Origin of the sequence: Bradyrhizobium canariense (genome assembly GCF_019402665.1) — a bacterium.
Lineage (GTDB): Bacteria > Pseudomonadota > Alphaproteobacteria > Rhizobiales > Xanthobacteraceae > Bradyrhizobium > Bradyrhizobium canariense.
In genome coordinates, this window is record NZ_VSST01000086.1 from 161,597 (window position 1) to 168,263 (window position 6,667).

The 6,667-nt window shown below is 61.2% G+C and carries 4 protein-coding genes; 3 read left to right on the forward strand and 1 reads right to left on the reverse strand.

Annotated features, from left to right (window positions below):
• Positions 1-9 precede the first annotated feature (9 nt).
• Genes hglS through FXB41_RS36645 form a run of 3 tightly spaced genes read left to right on the forward strand, consistent with a single transcriptional unit; the run spans position 10 to position 4,283 of the window.
• Complete coding sequence (gene hglS, locus FXB41_RS36635; protein ID WP_219685237.1) at positions 10-1,416, forward strand: 2-oxoadipate dioxygenase/decarboxylase HglS; 1,407 nt, start codon at positions 10-12, stop codon at positions 1,414-1,416.
• A gap of 33 nt (positions 1,417-1,449) precedes the next feature.
• Positions 1,450-3,012, forward strand: coding sequence for an L-piperidine-6-carboxylate dehydrogenase (amaB, locus tag FXB41_RS36640; RefSeq protein WP_219685238.1), 1,563 nt, complete (start codon positions 1,450-1,452; stop codon positions 3,010-3,012).
• Between the two features lie 11 nt (positions 3,013-3,023).
• Positions 3,024-4,283, forward strand: coding sequence for a pyridoxal phosphate-dependent aminotransferase (locus tag FXB41_RS36645; RefSeq protein WP_219685239.1), 1,260 nt, complete (start codon positions 3,024-3,026; stop codon positions 4,281-4,283).
• 856 nt (positions 4,284-5,139) lie between these two features.
• Here the strand turns inward: FXB41_RS36645 and FXB41_RS36650 are convergent.
• On the reverse strand, positions 5,140-6,667 hold a 1,528-nt coding region (locus FXB41_RS36650; protein WP_219685240.1), incomplete at its 5' end, for a tripartite tricarboxylate transporter permease.

Genomic DNA, 6,667 nt, shown 5'->3' on the forward strand with positions numbered 1-6,667 from the left:
GAGATACTGATGACAGCGCTGCACGCGGATCCCGACGAAATCCGCACTCTGTTTTCCCGCGCCATGTCGGAAATGTACCGAGCCGAAGTGCCGCAATACGGAACCCTCCTGGAGCTCGTCAGTGACGTCAATCGAGAGATCTTGCAGCAGCACAATGAGCTTTGTGCGAGCCTCGCACGAAACGACGAACTCGATCGGTTGAGCGTCGAGCGTCACGGCGCGATCCGCTTGGGGCGCGCCGAAGAGCTGTTCAATATCCGTCGTGTCTTCTCCGTGATGGGCATGCATGCAGTCGGCTATTACGATCTGTCGGTCGCAGGTGTCCCCGTCCACTCCACCGCCTTTCGGCCGATCGCAGATGCAGCACTCCGCCGCAATCCGTTCCGAGTTTTCACCTCACTGTTGCGCGTCGAGCTTATCGAGGACGAGGCGCTTCGCAGGCAGGCCGAACAAATCCTTGCCGAGCGCCAGATTTTCACGCCACGGGCGCTCGAATTGGTGAACATTTTCGAGACTGACGGTCGCCTGACCCGCCCGCAAGCCGAGGAGTTCGTTTGCGAGGCCTTGGAAACGTTCCGCTGGCACAGCGAAGCGACAGTGAGCCTCGACGTCTATCGAAAGCTGCATGATGCTCATCGGTTGATAGCTGACGTGGTGAGCTTCAAAGGCCCTCATATCAACCATCTGACACCGCGCACGCTCGACATCGACGCCGTCCAGGCGGGGATGCCACGACGCGGCATCGTGCCGAAGGCCGTTATCGAAGGTCCGCCGCGCCGCAACTGCGCGATCCTGCTGCGCCAAACCAGCTTCAAGGCGCTGGAAGAGCCGATCATCTTCCGGCAGACAGATGGCAAAGGCGCTGAGGGAATGCATACCGCACGCTTTGGCGAGATCGAGCAGCGCGGCGTTGCGCTCACACCGAGAGGCCGCGAGCTCTACGACGCATTGCTTGCCTCGGTGCGGCAGGCCAGTGCGGCAGGGTCGACCACAGGCGACTACGACGCCGGACTCGCCGGGGCGTTCACGGCTTTCCCGGACGATTGGGCGGCGCTGCGTTCGCAAGGCCTCGCCTTCTTCCGCTACTCGGCGACGCCGGCAGGCGTTGAGGCGGGCAAGCGTCGGGCTCTGCCGTCCTCCCTGGACGAGTTGGTGGCTGAAGGCTTTTTGCGTTACGATCCGATCGTCTACGAGGACTTCCTCCCCGTCAGCGCGGCAGGAATCTTCCAGTCGAATCTCGGCTCCGACGTGCAGCAGAACTACGCCGCACGCTCGAACCGGGCTGCGTTCGAGGCCGCCCTTGGCGCCGAGGTACAGGACGAAATGACGCTATACGCAGAGACCGAAAGAGATTCTGTCGAGCGGGCAATGAATCAACTCGGTTCGCCGCATCTCGCACGCAAGGCAACGGCCTGATCCCGCCCTTTCAACTATCCAAGAGAAACCACCATGACGATTACGAGCCAAATTCCGACGGGTATTGCCAAATCCCTGGCCGGCGAGGCAGACCAGCTCCTGAGCAAGCTTAACGTCAAGAGGACCCGCTACACCGGCGGCAAGCTGATTGCACGATCTCCGATCACTGGCGAGATCACGGGCCACGTGAACGAGATCGATGCCGCCGACGCACGGACGGCAATCGACAAGGCGCACGCCGCCTTCCTCGAATGGCGACTTGTTCCCGCCCCGAAACGCGGCGAACTCGTCCGCCTTCTTGGCGAGGAGTTGCGCGCCAACAAGCAGGCGCTCGGCAGACTCGTGTCCATCGAGGCCGGCAAGATTGCGTCCGAGGGCCTCGGCGAGGTCCAGGAAATGATCGATATCTGCGACTTCGCGGTGGGCCTGTCACGCCAGCTCTATGGCCTGACCATCGCGACGGAGCGAAGCGAGCACCGAATGATGGAAAGCTGGCATCCGCTCGGCGTCACCGGAATCATCTCGGCGTTCAACTTCCCTGTCGCCGTATGGTCCTGGAACGCGGCACTGGCGTTGATCTGCGGCAATAGCATCGTCTGGAAACCGTCCGAGAAAACGCCACTGACGGCGCTTGCGACGGAAGCGCTGTTCGATCGCGCGCTCGAGCGCTTCAGAGCGGAGGGCGGCAGGGCGCCGGAAGCGCTTTCTGCCGTTCTGTTTGGTGGTCGCGAGATCGGTGAAATCCTCGTCGATCATGCCAAGGTGCCTCTGGTGTCTGCGACCGGCTCAACGGCAATGGGGCGTGTCGTCGGGCCGCGGCTGGCGAAACGCTTTGCGCGCGCGATCCTCGAACTGGGCGGCAACAACGCCGCAATTGTCGCGCCAACGGCCGACCTCGACCTGACTTTGCGCGGGGTCGCATTCGCCGCCATGGGCACGGCAGGTCAGCGCTGCACGACGCTGCGACGCCTCTTCGTGCACGAGAGCGTCTATGACAGGTTCGTACCGCGTCTGAAGCGCGCCTACGAGAGCGTCACCGTCGGCGACCCGCTCAAGGACGGCACCCTGGTCGGCCCGCTGATCGACGGACCGGCGTATGCATCGATGCAGAAAGCGCTGGCCGAGGCGCGCGCTGCGGGCGGCGCGGTGTTCGGCGGCGAGCGAATCCTCTTCGACGGCACTGATGAGGCCTATTATGTTCGCCCGTCGCTGGTCGAGATCACAGGACAGGTCGGCCCCGTCGAGCACGAGACCTTCGCGCCCATTCTCTACGTGATCAAATATCGTGACTTCGATGCGGTGCTTGAGCTGCACAACGCGGTCCCGCAGGGACTCTCGTCCTCGATCTTCACCAACGATCTCCGCGAAGCAGAAGCTTTCCTATCGGTGGCCGGATCGGATTGCGGCATCGCCAACGTCAATATCGGCCCATCCGGCGCCGAAATCGGCGGCGCCTTCGGTGGGGAGAAGGAAACCGGCGGCGGCCGAGAGTCGGGCTCGGATTCCTGGAAGGCTTACATGCGCCGCGCGACGAATACGATCAATTTTGGCCGGACGCTGCCGCTCGCCCAAGGCGTCAAGTTCGACGTGGCATAAAGAGAAGACGCATGAACGCGCCCCTCCACAGCCCGACGTTGTTCCGCCTCTCCCACCGCCTTTCGTCGATCGGCGTATCGGAGATCCTGAAGATCAGCGGGCTCGCTGCAGAGATGAAGCGCCAGGGCCGGGATGTCATCATCCTCGGTGCGGGCGAGCCTGACTTCGATACGCCGGACTCTATCAAGGATGCAGCCGAGCGCGCGATGCGCGCCGGCGCGACCAAGTATACCGCCTTGGACGGCGCGCCGGAACTCAAGTCTGCCATTCGTGCAAAGTTCAAGCGCGATAACGGGCTCGAATTCGCCCAGGACGAGATCACCGTGTCCGCTGGTGCCAAGCAGGTGCTTTTCAACGCCATGATGGCCACCATCAACCCTGGCGACGAGGTCATCATCCCAGCGCCGTTCTGGGTGACTTACGCCGACATCGTCACGATCGTCGGCGGCACGCCGGTGCTGGTGCCATGTTCGGAGGCCAATGGCTTTCGGCTTTCGACTGACGATCTTGAACGCGCCATCACGCCTCGCACGCGATGGCTCATGCTGAACTCGCCGTCCAATCCATCCGGCGCGGCCTATTCGGAAACCGACTATCGGCCGATCCTGGATGCGCTTATCAAGCATCCGCACGTCTGGCTGATGGTCGATGATATCTACGAGCATATCGTCTACGACGGCTTTCGTTTCGTCACGCCGGCGGCGATCGAACCGGCTCTCCGCAGCCGAACACTGACCGTCAATGGCGTTTCGAAAGCCTACGCGATGACCGGCTGGCGCATCGGCTACGGTGCTGGGCCAAGCCCCCTGATCCGTGCCATGGCTGTCGTCCAGAGCCAATCGACCTCCTGCCCATCCTCGGTCAGCCAGGCTGCGGCGATCGAAGCCCTGAACGGCCCGCAGGATTTCATCCGGGAGCGCTGCCGGTCATTTCAACAGCGCCGCGACCTTGTCGTCGGCGCATTGAATGGGATCGACGGCATCTCCTGCCGCGTGCCCGAGGGCGCATTCTACACGTTTGCGAGCTGCGCCGGCTTGATCGGAAAAATCACGCCTGACGGCCGAACGCTGCAAAGCGACACGGACTTCGCGGAATATCTTCTTCGCACCGTTGGCGTTGCCGTCATCCCTGGTTCGGCTTTCGGTCTTGCGCCGTATTTCAGGATTTCCTACGCGACCTCCGCCGTCGAACTTGAAGATGCTTGCCAGCGCATCGCACGTGCAACTGCGGGACTCTCGAGAAAGCCCAAAGACGACGCTGAGAGACCGTAGCCGTGACACTCCACCGCGACCTCCAATATTCGTGGAGACATTGCGTCTGATTTGATCCTGCCCGGCTTTTCCTGGCCACGACCAAGTCTCGGTCCAGTCCATCGCCAGCAAATTTGGGCTAGATCCAGCCAGCGGAAGCAAGTCAAGTCTAACTCCGACACACTTCAACGACTGCTGTGCCAATAGGGTCATTCCATCCGTTACCGGCGCAACAGTTCGCAAGGCGCTGCCTGCCGATCTGAACGGCCCGATGAATCGGTGATCGACGCCGACACTCGGAGCCGACCAGTTTTCCGTTGAGGCGACTTACAGGAGCTTTTAGGGGCGCCGTTCCTGAAACGTGCCGCGGGTGGGGAGCCGTTGGTAGCGGGAGACCGCTACATGGTTAAACCCACTACTGTGGAGGCGCTGTTCTCTTACCGGAGGGCAGCTTAGCTCCCGACCTCGCGCCTTGGTAGCCCGCCAGAAGCCGCCGTTCTTACGCGGTCCAACGCATGCCCGTGTGTCGACGTAAAAGTCACGATTCCGGCGGAGCCGCTGATTAAGAGGCGTATGATTTCTCTGTAAGATCAATGGCCATTCCGACAAACGTCTTCTTGAACGTGCATTGAACCCACAATTGGATTTCCATTTGTCGGAATGACCCGATACCAAATACGCGCAGCTAGCAAGAACCTACAGGACGAGGCGTCGGGGTTCGAGAGCCCACGCCAATATCTTCCAAGTCCTATTCACGTTGAACTCCCCATTGTTGACGACCGCGCTTCCCGACCGTCACATCGCCTTGTTGATTCGGAATACATTCTCCGTGGCGCGTTCGGGCCGCGATGCAAGCGGATCTTGAAGCGGTTGAAGCCTACTCGGCGGGCCGTGTGACCGCGGCACCAGAGCTCTCCGGGAGGTCCAGCACAGCAAACGCCTTCGGTTTCCGCAAGCGCACGTAGATCTGCGCCGCCAGAAGCACCACGCACAGGAGCAAAAAGAACGCGCTGATCGGCCGCTCGACGAAGATCATGGCGTCGCCCCGCGAGACCAGCAGCGAACGGCGGAAGTTCTCCTCCAGGCGCGGCCCCAAGACGAAACCGAGCAGGATCGAGGCCGGGTGGAAATCAAGCAGCAGCAGCAGATAGCCGACCAACCCGACGACGACAGTCTCGCCGACCTGGAACATGTCGTTGTTGGTCGAGTAGACGCCGATCGCGACGAAGAACAGCGCGCTCGGATATAGATATTTGTAGGGAATCATCAAGAGCTTCACCCACAGCCCGATTAGCGGGACGTTGAGAAGCACCAGCATGACGTTGCCGATCCAGAAGCTTGCGATCAGGCCCCAGAAGATGTCCGGATGCTCCTTGATCAACTGGGGGCCGGGCACGATGCCCTGGATCATCAGTGCACCAAGGATTAGGGCCATGACAGCGTCGCCGGGAATGCCGAGGCTCATTGTCGGGATGAAGTCGCCCTGCACCGACGAATGCGTAGACGCCTCTGGACAGGCGACGCCTTCGATCATCCCGGTACCGAACTTCTCTGGCGTTTTCGAGACCTTTTTCTCCGCAGCGTAGGAGATGAAGGAGGCGATCGTCGGTCCCGTTCCCGGAATGAGCGAGCAAAGACTTCCTATGATGGTGCCCCGCAACATCGCTGGAATAGAGCGGCGGAGTTCGTCGCGTGATGGACGCAGATCGCGCAGACCGACGTTCGAATAGCGCGTATTCACGTCGGAGTATTGATTCACGCTCTTCATGAACTCGGCGATGCCAAATAGACCGAGTGCGAGTCCGACGAGTTCGATGCCGTCAAGGAGGTTCGGAATGCCTAACGTGAAGCGCTCCGTGCCAGTCTCGACATCCGTTCCCACGATTCCCAGGAAGAGGCCGAGCAAGGTCATTGCAATACCCTTGAGAGGTGAGCCCTTCGCCAACGTCGAACCGGCGAGCAGGCCCAGAAGCATCAGTGAACAAATCTCGGTCGGACCGAACTCCAGTGCGACCTTCACCAGCACCGGCGCCAGAAAGATCATCTCCACTATGCCCCAAGAGGCGCCTACGAACGACGACAGTACCGTGATGCCGAGTGCCGCGCCGCCTCGACCCTGCTTCGTCAGCGGAAATCCGTCGAGGCACGTCACCGCGTGCGGTGGATGGCACGGTAGGTTGAGCAGGATGGAACAAATCGCGCCGCCGTATTGCGCTCCATAGAAGACGCCTGACAGCATCAAGATCGCGCCGACCGGGGGAATGCCGAACGTTAGCGGGAGCAGCACCGATATCGTGGCGAGAGGCCCCATTCCTGGCAGGACCCCGACCATGTTGCCAACCAGAACACCGACGAAACACCACATGAAATTCTGTGGCTCGAAGGCGACCCCGAAGCCGTACCAG